The 15,054-nt window shown below is 69.6% G+C and carries 10 protein-coding genes; 1 reads left to right on the plus strand and 9 read right to left on the minus strand.

Annotated elements, in window-relative coordinates:
• Positions 1-8: 8 nt before the first annotated feature.
• The 6 genes from acpP to OV090_RS32495 form a co-directional block, all read right to left on the minus strand.
• Entirely contained in the window at positions 9-254 is a 246-nt protein-coding gene (gene acpP / locus OV090_RS32470; RefSeq protein WP_096325863.1) for an acyl carrier protein, read from the minus strand.
• Between the two features lie 47 nt (positions 255-301).
• On the minus strand, positions 302-1,099 hold the full coding sequence (locus OV090_RS32475; RefSeq protein ID WP_267708548.1) for a 3-oxoacyl-ACP reductase family protein: 798 nt from the start codon (positions 1,097-1,099) through the stop codon (positions 302-304).
• Entirely contained in the window at positions 1,099-2,076 is a 978-nt protein-coding gene (fabD, locus tag OV090_RS32480; RefSeq protein WP_267708549.1) for an ACP S-malonyltransferase, read from the minus strand. The genes OV090_RS32475 and fabD overlap by 1 nt, the downstream gene beginning before the upstream one ends.
• Positions 2,073-3,134 carry a phosphate acyltransferase PlsX gene (plsX, locus tag OV090_RS32485; protein WP_267708550.1) on the minus strand — a complete coding sequence of 354 codons (1,062 nt, stop codon included), beginning with the start codon at positions 3,132-3,134 and terminating at the stop codon, positions 2,073-2,075. The genes fabD and plsX overlap by 4 nt, the downstream gene beginning before the upstream one ends.
• Before the next feature lie 6 nt (positions 3,135-3,140).
• Entirely contained in the window at positions 3,141-3,326 is a 186-nt protein-coding gene (gene rpmF / locus OV090_RS32490; protein WP_096325866.1) for a 50S ribosomal protein L32, read from the minus strand.
• A gap of 122 nt (positions 3,327-3,448) precedes the next feature.
• The gene (locus OV090_RS32495) at positions 3,449-4,432 is read right to left on the minus strand and encodes a YceD family protein (protein ID WP_267708551.1); all 984 of its coding nucleotides are present in this window, start codon (positions 4,430-4,432) and stop codon (positions 3,449-3,451) included.
• A gap of 123 nt (positions 4,433-4,555) precedes the next feature.
• On the opposite strand from OV090_RS32495, the gene OV090_RS32500 reads away from it, so the two are divergent.
• On the plus strand, positions 4,556-8,623 hold the full coding sequence (locus OV090_RS32500) for a hypothetical protein (RefSeq protein ID WP_267708552.1): 4,068 nt from the start codon (positions 4,556-4,558) through the stop codon (positions 8,621-8,623).
• Between the two features lie 432 nt (positions 8,624-9,055).
• Here OV090_RS32500 and OV090_RS32505 read toward each other — a convergent pair whose 3' ends face one another.
• From OV090_RS32505 to OV090_RS32515, 3 genes are all read right to left on the minus strand, one after another.
• A complete protein-coding gene (locus OV090_RS32505; RefSeq protein WP_267708553.1) occupies positions 9,056-10,822 on the minus strand; it encodes a DUF4215 domain-containing protein in 1,767 nt (588 codons plus the stop codon).
• Positions 10,823-11,176: 354 nt separating this feature from the next.
• On the minus strand, positions 11,177-12,943 hold the full coding sequence (locus OV090_RS32510; RefSeq protein WP_267708554.1) for a DUF4215 domain-containing protein: 1,767 nt from the start codon (positions 12,941-12,943) through the stop codon (positions 11,177-11,179).
• A 197-nt stretch (positions 12,944-13,140) separates the two neighbouring features.
• Positions 13,141-14,928 carry a DUF4215 domain-containing protein gene (locus OV090_RS32515; RefSeq protein WP_267708555.1) on the minus strand — a complete coding sequence of 596 codons (1,788 nt, stop codon included), beginning with the start codon at positions 14,926-14,928 and terminating at the stop codon, positions 13,141-13,143.
• Positions 14,929-15,054 lie beyond the last annotated feature (126 nt).

Raw genomic sequence — 15,054 nt, forward strand, 5'->3', positions numbered from 1 at the left:
ACGACCCCTCAGGCCTTGCGGCGCGCGCGGATGTAGTTCACCGCGTCGCCGACGGTCTTGATGTTCTCGACCTCTTCGTCGGGGATCTTGATCTCGAAGTGCTCCTCGAACGCGAGGACGAGCTCGACGATCGCCAGCGAGTCGGCGCCGAGGTCGTCGGTGAAGATCTTGTCCAGCGTGCAGTCCTCGGGCTTCACGTCGAGCTGCTCACGGACGATTTCGATGACCTGCTTCTCGATGTCGGTTGTCGTCATAGTGTGGTTCCCTCTCCAGACGGGTCACAAGCGGCGGGCAAAGCGTTTCACATGCGCAGGCCGCCGTTGATCGCGAGGACTTGCCCCGTGACGTAGGCGGCGGCCGGCGCGGCCAGGTAAGCGACGGCCTCGGCGACCTCTTCGGGTCGGCCGATCCGGCCGAGCGGGATCTGCTTGAGCAGCGCCTCGCGGGCGTCGCCGTGGACGCTCGCGGCGGTCATGTCGGTCTCGAAGAAGCCCGGCGTGACCGCGTTGACGGTCACGCCGCGGCTGGCGAACTCGCGGGCGAGCGAGCGGGTCAGGCCGAGCAGGCCGGCCTTGGCGGCGGCGTACATCGCCTGACCGGCGTTGCCCTGCTCGCCGATGACGCTGCTGATGTTGATGATGCGGCCGTCGGCCTTGGCCTTGAGCAGGTGGCGAGCGGCCGCCTTGGCGCAGAAGAACGCGCCCTTGAGGTTCACGTCGAGGACGCGCTGGAAGTCGGCCGGCGCGGCGCGCATCAGCAGCGCGTCGATCGAGATCCCGGCGTTGTTGACGAGGATGTGCAGGCCGCCGAGCTCGGCGACGATCTTCTGCACCCCGGCCTCGACCGCGGCGGCGTCGGCGACGTCGAAGCCGAACGGCTTGGCCGCGCCGCCCTCGCCGACGATCTCGTCGCACAGCTCGCGGGCCGCGTCCTCGCGGGCCGCGTAGTTGACCGCCACCGTCGCGCCGCGCTGCGCGAGCACGCGGGCGATCGCCCGGCCGATGCCACGCGACGCGCCAGTGACGAGCGCGACGCGCCCGGTGAGCGCGAGCGACGGCGGCAGCGCCCTGGCTTGAGGAGTGGCTTCGTGGCCCGACACTAGGTGCCGAGCTTTAGCACATCGAGGTCCGCCGGGGAACTGACGCCGACGACCGAGAAGCCCTTGTCGATGCGTTTAATCAAGTTGTGGAGCACTTTGCCGTGCCCGAGCTCGAGCCCGCGAGAGATATCCATGCGCATCACCGTTCGCACGCTCGCCTCCCAGCGGACGCGGCCGGTGATCTGACGAACGAGCCGATCGCGGACGGCCTGCGGATCGCCCGTCGACGGATACGGCTCGGCATCGACGTTCGCGATCACGGGCGCACGCGGCGCGGAGATGGCGATGTCGGCGAGCGCCGCGGCGACACGCTCGGCTGCGGGCTGCATCAACGCGCAGTGGAACGGCGCCGACACGTTGAGCTTCATCGCTTTCGCGCGACCTTCCTTCGCGCGCGCGACCACTCGCTCGACCGCAGCCGCATGCCCGGCGATCACGATCTGTCCGCCGCCGTTCTCGTTCGCGGGGCTGACGACCTCGCCCCCCACGCTCGCCTCTTCGCACCACTGCTCGAGCGCGGCCGGGTCGGCGCCCATCACCGCCGCCATCGCGCCGACGCCCGCCGGCACGGCCTCTTGCATCGCGAGGCCGCGCAGCCGCACCAGCTTGACCGCGTCGACGAACGACAGCGCGCCCGCGGCGACCAGCGCCGAGAACTCGCCGAGGCTATGGCCGAGCAGCGCCGCGGGCTGCAGCCCGAGCTCGTCCGTGACCACCGTCCACGCGGCGATGCTGCAGGTGAGGATCGCCGGCTGGGTGTTGGCGGTCCGCGCCAGCGCCTCGGCCGGGCCCTCGAAGCACAGTTGCGACAGCGACTCGCCGAGCGCGTCGTCGGCCTCGGCGAACACGCGCCGCGCGGCCGGGAACGCCTCTGCGAGCGCCTTGCCCATGCCGGGCTCCTGGCTGCCCTGGCCGGGGAACATCAACGCGAGCGGCCTTGCGACCCCAACGCTGTCCGAAGAGACATGTTCGTTCATGCAGGTGAATCCTCGCGCTTGGCCGCGGCGAACAGCTCGCGGTGATCGCCGATCGCGGCCCGCAGCGCCGGCGTGAGGTCGCGCGCCGCGTAGTCGGCGGCGATCCGGATCCCGGTAGCGAGCGCCTTTGGTCCCGCGCCGCCGTGACAGATGATGGCGACCCCGTCGACGCCGAGCAGCGGCGCGCCGCCGTACGAGTCGGGGTCGAGCTGCTCGCCCAGGGCGCGGAAGGCCGGGCGCAGGATCAGCCCGCCGAGCTTGGAGCGCGCGGTCTGCATCACCGCCACGCGCAAAAACCCGACGATCCCGCTCGCGGTGCCCTCCATCACCTTCAGCGCGACGTTGCCCGTGAACCCGTCGGTGACGATCACGTCGACGGTGTCCTTAAAGAAGTCTTTGCCCTCCACGTAGCCGTGGAAGGAGAACGCCGGGCTCGGGTGGGCCGACAGCAGGCGATGCGCCGCGCGCGTGAGGTCGGTGCCCTTGCCCTCCTCGCTGCCGTTCGACAGCACGCCGACCCGCGGCTTCTTGCCGTGGGCGGTGTTGGAGAAGATCGCCCCCATCACCGCGAACTGCACGAGGTTGATCGGCTTGCACTCGACGTTCGCGCCCATGTCGATGAGCACGCACGGGCCGCCCTTCGGCCGCGGGAAGCTCGAGACGATCGCCGGGCGATCGATCCCCTTGAGCCGACCGAACCGGAACAACCCGCTGGCGAGCATCGCCCCCGAGTTGCCGGCCGAGACCACCGCGGCAGCCTGACCGCGGCGGACCAGGTCGAAGCACACGACCATCGACGCGTCGGGCTTGGAGCGGACCGCCTTGGAGGGGGTATCCTCCATGGTGATCGTCTCCGACGCGTGATGGACGGTGATTCCGTCCTCGCCTTCGAAGCGAGAGATCCCGAGCAGCGCGAGCTGCGGGACGAGGCGCGCCCGGTCACCGACGAGGATCACCTCTTGCCCGGCGCGCGCGGCGAGGACTGCGGCCTCGACCTCGACGAAAGGACAGTGATCACCGCCGAAGGCGTCGAGCGCGATCTTCCTCGTCGCCGCCACCTCTTATTACTCTTGCGCGATCGTGATCACCTCACGGCCCTTGTAGTGGCCGCAGGCCGGGCAAACGTGGTGGCTACGCACGCGCTCCTGGCAGTTCGGGCAGGCGACGAGGGTCGGTGCCGAGCGCTTGTCGTGGTGGGCGCGCCGCATGTCGCGACGGGACTGGGACTTCTTCTTCTTGGGGACAGCCATGACACGAACCGCCTTGGAAGCGGGGGCGGGAGTCTAGCGCTTTTCCCGGCGCCACAATCGGCGCCGGGGGCGGTAGAGCGCCCGGAGGACCTGAGATAACTCAAACCTCCGGGCAGGGATCACTACTTCTTCTTGCCGGCAGGCCGGGACGACGACTTGGTCGCGGGCTTGCCGGAGGACTTGCTGGTCGCCTTGCTCGACTTGTTTGGGGCCTTGCCCGACTTGCCGGTCGGGGTCGCCGACTTGCCGGCCGCGCCCGACTTGCTCGTGGGCGCCGTGGACGATCTACCCGCCGGCTTGCCGGCTCGCTTGCCGGCCGACGGGGCCTTGTCGCCGGGCCGGGGCTCGGGCTCGCCGAACCCGGGATCGAATTCTTCATCGCCGGGAATAGGGCCGGCGAAGCCCTGGTTGTTGGCGTCGGTGTCGTCGTTCTCGCCCACGCCGGAGTCGGCCAGCTGCCGCAAGGCCGCCTGCCACGACGTCGTGGGCTTCGCCGGCGCCTCCTCCTCGCCCTCGTCCTTGTCTTCGAGGGTGACGAGCGGCACCTGGGCGTCGGCCGCTCCGCACGCCGCGCACGGCCCCAGCGGCTGACCGTTCAGCTCGGCGCCGCAGCGCATGCAGAGCCCGCGGCACGCCTCGCCGTAGGCGCACAGCGCCCGGATCGGATAACTCAACAGCACCTGCTCCACGAGCAACGGCCGCAGATCGATGCGCGTGCCCGAGAAGCTGCGCTCGTCCGGCGACTCGGTCTCGCTGTCCTCGTCGTCGGCGTCGCCGACGCGATCGCGGACGAAGTGGACGCAAATCTCCCCGCCCGCCGAGACCGCCGCCGGCGCCAGGCAACGGGCGCAGGGGACGCTGTAGCCGCCCTGGAGGGTCCCGCGGACCAGATAGCTGGTGCCCTCGCCCAGCGGCGTCACCTCGAGCGACGTGGAGCCGGCGCTCGTGACCTCGGCGTCGGTGTGCGCCAGCACCGTCTTCATCCACGGCGCGGGGAGCTCCGCCTGAATGGCGTAGGGGCCCGGCCCGGAGCGAGCCAGGGCCACGAGATCGAGGTCAAGCTCCGGCGGGAGCTGCGTGCCGTCGTCGCGGGTCGCGGCCTTCATCCGGCCGCATGTAGCGCGTGGCGCCAGGGCTGTCAAACCGCCGCCAGCCCGGATCCTTTCGCCGCCTGCCCCAGATCCTTTGGTTGACACGGCAAACGCGGATTGGCTATTGCCTCCCGGCCCTTGGTCGCCTCTGAGCCCACTGCGCGCCTCGGAGGCGCCGACGCGAGCCCCCGGACCGACGCGCCCGGCGAGGTCACGCCGATCGCCGAGCCCGCGACGACGCGTGCGCTCGAGTCCGGTGTCCGTCGTTCACGCGTCCTCGCGGTGTCGGGCCTCGTCGGCGCCTGTCTGATCGGACTTGTCCCTCAGGACAGCCACGCCCGCACCCGCACCGGCGCGCTCGGGGTAGTCGCCCCGCCCGCGCCGCCGCTGCTGCCGAGCCTGCGCGCCGCCCCGGGCCTGCGCGCCGCCGACCTGGTCGCCGGCCTCGGCGCGCCGCTGCTGCTCGGGCCGCCGCCGCGCACCACCCCGCGGCGCCTGCCGGGCGAGCAGCCCCCCGCGGCGCCGGGCACCGAGCCGACGCCCGTCGAGCCTGCCCCCGAGGACATGTCCGAAACGCCAGCGCCTTCGGGACCTGGCCCAACGGGCAGCCCGCTGACCCGCCCCGCGCCCACCCTGGCGCCGCCCCCCGCGGAGGGCGAGGTCGCAGTCGAGACCGAGACCGAGACCGAGGCGAAGGCCCCCGCCCCTGCCCCCGCGCAGGACGGCCAGATCTTCGCGCCGATCACCACCACCGAGCCGAAGACGGAGCCCGAGCCCGAGCCACAAGAGGAAGCCTCGCGCTTCCTCAAGGGCAAGAGCGTCCCGCCGTTCTGGATCGATCGCACCTACACGACGCACCGCACGCGCGCGCTGACGCTGCCGCCGCTGTTCTTCCACCGCACCGGCGCCGCCAACCACCCGGAGAAGTTGTTCCACTTCAACCTGTCCCTCACGACAGGTTGGTACAGCGAGCGGACCGCGAAGCGGCGGTGGTTGTCGCCGGCGATCCTGTTCTTCGGCTCGTTCAGCGAGCGCACCTCCGGCTGGGGCGCGGTCGCGCTGCTGATGGGCTACAAGCGGGTCGGCGAGCAGTACAGCTTCGGCCAGTTCCCGTTCGTCTGGCGGTGGGGCAACAAGTCGGTCAAGAACCTGGTCGTCGTCCCGTTCCACTACCACCAGAAGACGCCCGACAGCTTGCGCGGCTTCTCGGCGGTGCTGTTCTGGTACGGCCACAAGAACACCACCGACAAGGACCCGCTCAACGACCTGCGCTACTTCGTCGGCTTCCCGCTGTTCTACCGCGTGACCCGCGGCCCGAGCACGGTCAACGTCGGCGTGCCGCTGTACCTCGGCGGGCAGAACAAGGCCCGCGGGGTCCAGTGGCACACGGTGCTGCCGTTCGTCCACTGGCAGTCGAGCGAGTACGGCAACCGCAAGGACCTGTGGACGCTGCTGTACGTGCAGCGCAGCGACAAGGCCCGCAGCCGGCGCACGTGGGCCGTCCCGCCGCTGCTGACGTTCTCGCGCCAGACCCCGACCCACAAGCTGTTCTCGGCCACGCCGCTGGTGTGGCGGGCCGAGAACCGCGACCGCGGCAGCGTCGCCTGGTCGGTGTTCCCGTGGGTCAGCTACCGCGACCCCGAGCAGCGCAACCGGGTGCTCTTCCCGCTGTTCTGGCAGTTCGGCGACGTCAAGGCCGGCGTCACCAGCAGCGTGTTCGTGCCCCTCGTCTACGCGCGCAAGAGCCCGCAGGAGACGCGGGTCTACACGCTGCTCGGCGGCGGCCGCTCGGGCAAGAACGGGCGCTGGGGCTTCGGCATCACCCCGCTCCTCACCTTCGTACGCAACGAGCCGGGCGGCAAGAGCTTCCAGGTCGTCACGCCGCTGTTCGGCCACTCGCACGACCCGAGCGCCTTCGGCGGCAAGGGCGAGCGCACCCTCTCGGCGGCGGTGCTCGGCTACTACCGCCGCCGCGGCGAGCGCTGGGACGCCGGCTTCGCCCCGCTCGCGTTCGTCGGCCGCGACGGCACCCGCTCGTACCAGACCATTACCCCGCTGTTCTGGCACCGCCGCGACACCGACCCGCAGAACCCGAGCGACCTGTGGGTGCTCGGCCCGGCCTACGCCAAGAAGGTCAAGTCAGGCGGCCACGGCGGCCTCGCCCCGCTGGTGTTCGCCGGCCGCGACGACAAGTTCCGCTACGGCATCGTCCCGCCGCTGCTGTTCGGCCACGTCCACGACGTCGAGGCCCAGCGCTCGCGCACGGTCTCGCTGGTGTTCGCCCGCGACAAGGGCCCCGACCACCGCACCCTCGGCGTCCTCAACCTGTTCTGGGACGTGAAGCGCCCCGCAGGCGAGCGCCACACCGCCCTGTTCCCGCTGTTCTACCGCCGCCACGCCGAGGGCAAGACGCTCACCCTCACCCCGCTGGGCGGCGCCTACAGCACGCCGGAGCAGCGCACGTGGTCGGCCGCCGCGCTGCTGTACGGCTTCCGCGGCTACAAAGATCCGACCCGCCGCGGCTTCGGCCTGATCCCGCTGATCTTCTACGATCGTCGCAAGGTCGAGGGCGGCGTCGCCAGCAACCTCGTCGTCGCGCCGCTGTTCGCCCGCCATCGCGCGCCCAGCGAGGACCTCGACATGTGGTCGCCGCTGGTCTGGCGCACCGCCACTCGCGGCGAGAAGCCGCGCAAGAACCTCGCGGTCATCCCGTTCTACTTCCGCCAGCGCCAGCCCGACGGCATCGACGTCGACGCCGGCCTGATCCTCCCGTTCTTCTACAGCCGCGACAAGGTCCGGCGCACGCACACGCTCATCGCCGGCCCGGCGTTCCACCGCCTCACCCGCACCTCGCTCAACGCGGGCCTGGTGCCCGTCTACTGGTGGCACGACTCGGCCGAGAAGCGGCGCCTGATCTCGCTGCCGCTCATCTTCCACCAGGCCGACAAGAACAAGCTCGAGCACACCACCATCGCTGTGCCGCTGTGGTTCGACCGCCGCCGCGCCAACGGTCGCCGCTCGTGGGTCGCCTTCCCGTTCGTCGTCGGCGTCAAGGGTCAGTTCAACTTCACCCGCTTCAGCCTGACCCCGCCGATCTTCTTCGACATCTTCCGCCTCCACAAGAACTACCGCTTCACCGGCGTGGTCCCGTTCGCGTTCCGCTACCAGAAGTGTGGCTTCCGCGAAGAAGACGACGATCGTTGCCGCTACACGCTGTGGGGCTCGTGGCCGCTGTTCCTCTACGGCAAGGACGGCAAGGGTCGCACCAGCCACGGCGCGCTGATGCTCTACTACTTCGACAAGGATCCGGGCGGCCGCCGGTTCCTCACCCTGCTGGGCGGCGCCAACGTGCGCCCGGGCGAGCGCCTCACCTGGTACGCGCTCAACTTCGGCCACACCACCACGCGGCAGTTCAAGACCACCGTCTTCTTCCCGCTGTTCTTCCGCAAGGCCTACCGGACCAAGGACCGCAGCACCACCGTCGTGCTGCCGCCGCTGTTCGTCGGCGCCCGCCGCGAGGACTACCGGTGGTTCCAGGCCGGCCTGATGGTGTGGAACTTCCGCCGGCCGCACAAGGTGACGACCGTGGTCGCGCCGCCGCTCTTCTACACCGCGCACAGCTACGCCGAGCGGCGCATGACCTGGCTCCTGCCGCTGTTCCTGCGCGACAACAACTGGGCCAAGGACACCAGCTTCACCAGCGTCTTCCCGGCCCTGCTGTTCCAGCGCCGGCGCGGCCAGGACAACGACTGGGTCCAGTTCCCGCTGGTCTGGCACATCGAGCGCGGCGAGAACTCGGGCACCTTCGGCGCCTTCATGTGGTGGGACATCCGCCGCAAGGGCCGCATCACCCAGGTCGTCCCGGCGCTGTGGGCCCGCCACCGCGGCCGCGGCCGCGACGTGCAGGTCCTCGGCCCCGGCCTCGGCTGGTGGTGGCGCGACGAGCAGCCGATCCGCGACGCCCAGGGCGAGAGCATCGGCACCAAGAAGGGCCTCCACTGGCGCGCCCTGTTCGGCATCCTCGGCGGCGGCAACGACGGCGTCCAGCGCTACTTCTCGCTGTTCGGCGGCCGGATCCCCCTGCGCCCCAAGGCCGTGTGGGAGCCCCGGCGCAAGCGCCTCAAGGCCGCTCAGCCCGCCGCGCCCAAGGCCCTGCCCACCGCGGCCCCGGCCGGCCCAGTCGCGCCGGTCGAGAAGAAGCCCTGAGCAGCGCGAGCGCCGAACGCACCTCCCGTTCGAGCCTGCGTGAACGAGCATGTCCGTGCGGGCATGTCCCTGCGGGCATGTCCGCTCGAACATGTCCCGCGGCGTGTCGACAGGGCTAGCGAGCGTGCGTGCGCGCGTCTCGCCAGCGCTCGTCTCGCGCGCGAGGCGTGACCACGCCTGGCGCCCGCGAACCGCCGCGTGCAGCGCGGCGCCTGACGTGGCGAGCTCGGCGTCCCCTCGGCGCGCGTCGGCCTCTACCGAACGGGCGGCACGCCGCGAGAGGGCGCCCCCACCGCCCACAGCGCCGCCTGAGGGCGCTCACCAGCGATCGCCCGCTCCCCGCCGCCCGCGAGCGCCCCCCCTTTATTAAACGGCCCGAGGGCCCCGGAGCGGCGCTCCGGAGCCCTCGTCGTGCGCGCAGCGGAGCGCGGCTCACATCGGCTGGACGCCGCAGTCGTCGACCTCGCTCGGGACGCAACCCTCGCAGTCCCAGCGGAAGTTGTCGAGCAGCGTGGCGGTCGACAGGTACTGATCGGACATGTCGGCCAGGAAGAAGCCGATCGTGATCTCGGCGCCCGGCTGCACGCCGCCCTTGGCGGTGAACCAGTCGGAGCACGCGTGCTGCTCGAAGCCGGTGCCGGCCAGCTGCGGCTCGTTGTAGGTGTAGCCCTGCTGGATGAAGTACGGGTCGAGCGCGGTGATGGTGATCGGCAGGCCCTTGGTCGGATCGTTCGGATCCGGGATGAAGGTGACGTTGCCGCTGTACGGATCGACCGGCGGGACCTGGTTCGGATCGTCCGGCGTCGGGTCGACCTGGTAAGCGATCAGCAGGTCGTTCCACACGGTGTCGACGAAGGACGGCCACTCGGCCGAGCAGAACGCGAACTCGAAGGTGTAGCCGAAGGTCCCCGGCGGCACGACGGTCTTGAAGCTGAAGTAGATGCGGTCGTTGCCGTCGGCGTTGGTCATCTCCCACTGCGCCTGGATGGTGTCGGAGCAGTCGTTGTCGCCTGCACCGTTGTCGCAGTCCTTGAACGGGGTCCCGCCGGCGCCGTTGTTGCTGCCGTTCTTGGCCTTGAAGGGCAGCGGCAGCCCGCCGCCGTCGGGGTTGCCGTTGTTCGTGGTGCCCTGGTTGTTGGGCGCCTCGATGACGATGCCCTCGGCGTTCGGCGCCACGATGTCGCCGTTCGAGATGATGAGGAAGGTGTCGCCCTCGCGCGGGCTGTACAGGCGCTGATTCGGCGTCTGCGGGTCGTTATCGTGGTCGAACATGTAGGTGCCGTAGCCCTTGGCCACCTGCCAGCTCTTGTTGACCGGGTTCGAGTGCTGGAAGTCGCTCGTGATGACCGAGTTGTTCGGCGCGACGTTGCAGATGCCCATCGCCTTGAGCATGTTCGTCTTGTCGGCCTTGTCCGAGATCACCTGCGGGGTGTTGTCGCAGACGACGTAGTCCGCGGGCGCCTGGCAGTTGGCCGGGAAGAACGGCGTGCAGTTGTTGAGGCAGAAGTCCTGCGGACCGCCGTTGACCTCGTTGCCGTCGTCGCACTGCTCGCCCCGCTCCTTGACGCCGTTGCCGCACTCGGCCGGCGAGAAGGTGCAGTCCGGCTCGCAACCGTCGCCGGGCTCCTGGTTGCCGTCGTCGCACTGCTCGGGGTCCTCGACGGTGCCGTTGCCGCAGTCCTGCTGCGGGGTCGCCGTCAGGCAGTCCGCGCTGCACTCGTCGCCGTCCTCGGTGTTGGCGTCGTCGCACGCCTCACCCTGCTCCACGGTGCCGTTGCCGCACACCGCCGTGATCGTGCACGTGGGCTCGCAACCGTCGCCCGCGACGTCGTTGCCGTCGTCGCACTCCTCGTTGCCCTCCTGCACGCCGTTGCCACACTCCGGCGTCGCCTCGGTCACGCCCTCCGTCGTGGTCGACGTCGCATCGGTGGTGGAGGTGGTGGCGTCCGTCGTCGCGGCGGTCGTGCCCTGCGTGTCGCTGTCGCTGATGCCCGTCGTCGGCGTGGTCGTCGTCGGCGTGGTATCGCTCTCCGAGTTGCTGTTGCTCCCCGGCGTCGGGTTGTTGCTGGTGGTGTCCGTCGAGGTGTCACCCTGGGTCTGGTTGCCCGACGCAGTGATGTTGTCGACGGCGTCACCGCACGCCGCGAGCGCGGTCACACACAGCCCGGTGGAGAAGAGTCGAAGCACGGAAATCTTCATGGTCATGGTCCTGGGTTCTAAGGTCATGGCCGACCCCACGCGGGCCTGGCCGATCGCACGCCAGCGTTTCCCATCCGCCCCTTCATTTCAAGGGCGTAAGTCGCGGTACGTCGACGACGTCGACAGCATCGCGGGCCGACCTCAGGCGCATGCCTCGTGCGTCGCTTCGGCGAGACGCCGAGCTGCACGGCGCTCCAGGCTCGGTGGCCACTCCGCCCGCTTTCCGTCGGTGCGGGGATCGAACGGCACGATCGTTCGCCTCACTCGACTCGCCGCTTCCACACGAGCCCCACGTGAAAAAGGGGCGCGCCCGTCGCCGGGCACGCCCCCTTCGAGCTCATGCTCGCGTGACGATCACATCGGCTGGACGCCGCAGTCGTCGACCTCGCTCGGGACGCAACCCTCGCAGTCCCAGCGGAAGTTGTCGAGCAGCGTGGCGGTCGACAGGTACTGATCGGACATGTCGGCCAGGAAGAAGCCGATCGTGATCTCGGCGCCCGGCTGCACGCCGCCCTTGGCGGTGAACCAGTCGGAGCACGCGTGCTGCTCGAAGCCGGTGCCGGCCAGCTGCGGCTCGTTGTAGGTGTAGCCCGGGCCGTCGAAGTACGGGTCGAGCGCGGTGATGGTGATCGGCAGACCCTTGGTCGGATCGTTCGGATCGGGGATGAAGGTGACGTTGCCGCTGTACGGATCGACCGGCGGGACCTGGTTCGGATCGTCCGGCGTCGGGTCGACCTGGTAGGCGATCAGCAGGTCGTTGAACACGCTGTTGACGTAGGTCGGCCACTCGGCCGAGCAGAACGCGAACTCGAAGGTGTAGCCGAAGGTCCCCGGCGGCACCGTGGTCTTGAAGCTGAAGTAGATGCGGTCGTTGCCGTCGGCGTTGGTCATCTCCCACTGCGCCTGGATGGTGTCGGAGCAGTCGTTGTCGCCCGCACCGTTGTCGCAGTTCTGGAACGGGGTGCCGCCGACGCCGTTGTTGCTGCCGTTGACCGCCTTGAACGGCGCCGGGAGCGGGCCGCCGTCGGGGTTGCCGTTGTTCGTGGTGCCCTGGTTGTTGGGCGCCTCGATGACGATGCCCTCGGCGTTCGGCGCGACGATGTCGCCGTTCGAGATGATGAGGAAGGCGTCGCCCTCGCGCGGGCTGTACAGGCGCTGATTCGGCGTCTGCGGGTCGTTGTCGTGGTCGAACATGTAGGTGCCGTAGCCCTTGGCCACCTGCCAGCTCTTGTTGACCGGGTTCGAGTGCTGGAAGTCGCTCGTGATGACCGAGTTGTTCGGCGCGACGTTGCAGATGCCCATCGCCTTGAGCATGTTCGTCTTGTCGGCCTTGTCCGAGATCACCTGCGGGGTGTTGTCGCAGACGACGTAGTCCGCGGGCGCCTGGCAGTTGGCCGGGAAGAACGGCGTGCAGTTGTTGAGGCAGAAGTCCTGCGGACCGCCGTTGACGTCGTTGCCGTCATCGCACTGCTCGCCCCGCTCCTTGATGCCGTTGCCGCACTCGACCGGCGAGAAGGTGCAGTCCGGCTCGCAGCCGTCGCCGGGCTCCTGGTTGCCGTCGTCGCACTGCTCGGGGTCCTCGACGGTGCCGTTGCCGCAGTCCTGCTGCGGGGTCGCGGTCAGGCAGTCCGCGCTGCACTCGTCGCCGTCCTCGGTGTTGGCGTCGTCGCACGCCTCACCCTGCTCCACGGTGCCGTTGCCGCACACCGCCGTGATCACGCAACCGGGCTCGCAACCGTCGCCCGCGACGTCGTTGCCGTCGTCGCACTCCTCGTTGCCCTCCTGCACGCCGTTGCCGCACTCCGGCGTCGCCTCGGTCACGCCCTCCGTCGTGGTCGACGTCGCATCGGTGGTGGAGGTGGTGGCGTCCGTCGTCGCGGCGGTCGTGCCCTGCGTGTCGCTGTCGCTGACGCCCGTCGTCGGCGTAGTCGTCGTCGGCGTGGTGTCGCTCTCCGAGTTGCTGTTGCTCCCCGGGGTCGGGTTGCTGTCGGTGGTGCCGGTCGAGGTGTTGCCCTCGGTCTGGCCCACGGTCGCAGTGAGGTTGTCGACGGCGTCGCCGCACGCCGCGAGCGCGGTCACGCAAAGTCCGGTGGAGAAGAGTCGAAGCACGGAAGTCTTCATGGTCATGGTCCTGGGTTCTAAGGTCGTGGCCGACCCCACGCGGGCCCGGCCGATCGCATGCCAGCGTTTCCCATTCGCCACACCCTTTCAAGGGCGTAAGAGCGCGACGCGCGAGGTCGTGCTCGCGACACATCACACGCTTAAAGCGCGTAGCGGGCCGCGCCCGGAGGCACGGCCCGCTTCGCACGCCACATCACTCACATCGGCTGGACGCCGCAGTCGTCGACCTCGCTCGGGACGCAACCCTCGCAGTCCCAGCGGAAGTTGTCGAGCAGCGCGACCGTGGTCAGGTACTGATCGGACATGTCGGCCAGGAAGAAGCCGATCGTCACCTCGGCGCCCGGCTGCACGCCGCCCTTGGCGGTGAACCAGTCGGTGCACGCGTGCTGCTCGAAGCCCGTGCCCGCGAGCTGCGGCTCGGCGTAGGTGTAGCCGGGGCCGTCGTAGTACGGATCGAGCGCGGTGATGGTCAGCGGCAGGCCGCTGGCCGGGTTGTTCGGGTTGGGGATGAAGGTGACGTTGCCGCTGTACGGATCGACCGGCGGGACCTGGTTCGGGTCGTCCGGCGTCGGGTCGACCTGGTAGGCGATCAGCAGGTCGTTGTACGAAGAGCCGACCCAGCTCGGCCACTCGGCCGAGCAGAACACGAAGTCGAAGGTGTAGCCGAACGTGCCCGCCGGGACCGTCGTGTTGAAGGTGAAGTAGATGCGGTCGTTGGCGTTGCCGTTCGTCATCTGCCACTGCGCCTGCAGCGTGTCCGAGCAGTCCTTGTCGCCGTTCGGGACGCCGTTGTCGCAGTTCTTGAACGGGGTGCCGCCGACGCCGTTGTTGCTGCCGTTCACGTTCTTGAACGGCGGCGGCAGCGGGACCTGGTTGACGTTGCCGTCGGGGTTGCCGTTGTTGTCGTGCGTCTGCGAGTTGGGCGTCTCGATGACCACGCCCTGGCCGTTCGGCGCGGCGATGAAGCCCGACGACAGCATCAGGAAGGTGTCACCCTCGCGCGGGCTGTAGAGCAGCCGGTTCGGCGTCTGCGGGTCGTTGTCGTGGTCGTAGGTGTAGGAGCCGAAGCCCTTCGCCACCTGCCAGGTGTTGTCGACCGCCTGCGAGAACTGGAAGTTCGAGGTGATGATCGAGTTGTTCGGCGCGACGTTGCAGATGCCGATCGCCTTGAGGGCGTTGGTCTTGTCGGCCTTGTTGCTGATCACGTCCGGCGTGTTGTCGCAGGTCACGTAGTCGGCCGGCGCCTGGCAGTTGGCCGGGAAGAACGGGGTGCAATCGTTGAGGCAGAAGTCGTTCGGGCCGCCGTTGACCTCGTTGCCGTCGTCGCACTGCTCGCCCCGCTCCTTGACGCCGTTGCCGCACTCGGCCGGCGTGAACGTGCAGTCGGGCTCGCAGCCGTCGCCGGGCTCCTGGTTGCCGTCGTCACACTGCTCGGGGTCCTCGACCGTGCCGTTGCCGCAGTCCTGTGCCGGCGTGGAGGTCAGGCAGTCGGCGCTGCACTCGTCGCCGTCGTCGGTGTTGGCGTCGTCGCAAGCCTCGCCGCCCTCGACCTGGCCGTTGCCGCACACCGCGGTGATCGTGCAGGTCGGCTCGCAGCCGTCGCCCTCGACGGCGTTGCCGTCGTCGCACTCCTCGCTGCCCTCTTGCACGCCGTTGCCACACTCCGGCGTCGGCTCCGTCACACCCTCGGTCTCGGTCCCCGTCGACGTGGTGGTGGTCGCGTCCGTGGTCGTGCTGTCGGTGGTGCCCTGCGTGTCGCTGTCGCTGATGCCCGTCGTCGGCGTCTCGGTCGTCGGCTGCGCGGTCTCCGACTCGCTGACGCTGCCCGGCGTCAGGTTCGTGCCGTTCGTCGTCGTGGTCGTGTCGTCGCCCTGAGTCTGGCTCTCCGACGCGGTGGAGACGTTGTTGCCGTCGTCACCGCACGCGGCGAGCGCCGAGGCGAGAAAACCCGTCGTAAGGAGTCGAATGATCGGTCGAGTCGTCATGGTGGTGTCCTAGTCGCAGAGAAGGCGGCCGTCCTCGAATGCGTGGCGGCATCGCCACGATTTCCCATATTCGACGGTTGATCAAGCCGGGACGTCCGCCCGTTCGCCGACCCTGCAGCGATCCGA

This window comes from Nannocystis sp. RBIL2, from assembly GCF_026626745.1.
Classification (GTDB): domain Bacteria; phylum Myxococcota_A; class Polyangia; order Nannocystales; family Nannocystaceae; genus Nannocystis.